Genomic DNA, 595 nt, shown 5'->3' with positions numbered 1-595 from the left:
AGTTCGTGCAAAAGGTGTTGCTCGATGGCCGCAATCCCGCCCTGGCCGACGGCATCGCCAGCCTGCTGTCGCGCGAAAAGTCCAGCCTGGCCGCCATCGGCGTGCTGCACCTGGTGGGAACGAAAAGCGTGCCTGAGCTGTTGCGCCAGAAGGGCTTGAAGGTCGAGCGGGTGTATTAGGGTAGCGCTAGCTCAGCCGCGCAACAACCGGCGGCAGAGCAGCTGGAAAAGTCTTCAGGACAAGGTGGACTGACGAAGACAGTACGAATGGTCGGCGAGGAAGGACAACGCTGCCATGGACAGTTTTACCATGGGGAGATAACGGCAGAGTAGATGAAAAGTGTTCAGGGCAAGGCGCCGAGACGAAGACAGTACGCATGGTCGGCGAGGCGAGGCAACGCAGCCATGGACATTTGAATTACGGGGAGATAACGGCAGAGCAGATGGAAAAGTGTTCAGGGCAAGGCGGACTGACGAAGACAGTACGCATGGTCGGCGAGGAAGGACAACGCTGCCATGGACAGTTTTACCATGGGGAGATGACGGCAGAGTAGATGAAAAGTGTTCAGGGCAAGGCGCCGAGACGAAGACAGTAC

1 protein-coding gene is annotated in these 595 nt (G+C 58.0%); it reads left to right on the top strand.

Annotation, left to right across the window (positions count from 1 at the left end; genetic code table 11):
• Positions 1–5 precede the first annotated feature (5 nt).
• On the top strand, positions 6–179 hold the full coding sequence (locus JaAD80_RS29855; RefSeq protein ID WP_308410664.1) for a TraB/GumN family protein: 174 nt from the start codon (positions 6–8) through the stop codon (positions 177–179).
• Positions 180–595: the final 416 nt, after the last annotated feature.

It is taken from the genome of Janthinobacterium sp. AD80 (assembly GCF_002878455.1).
Taxonomy (GTDB): domain Bacteria; phylum Pseudomonadota; class Gammaproteobacteria; order Burkholderiales; family Burkholderiaceae_D; genus Janthinobacterium.
Note: the sequence above shows the minus strand (reverse complement) of the source record. Positions and strands in the feature narration are given on the sequence as shown.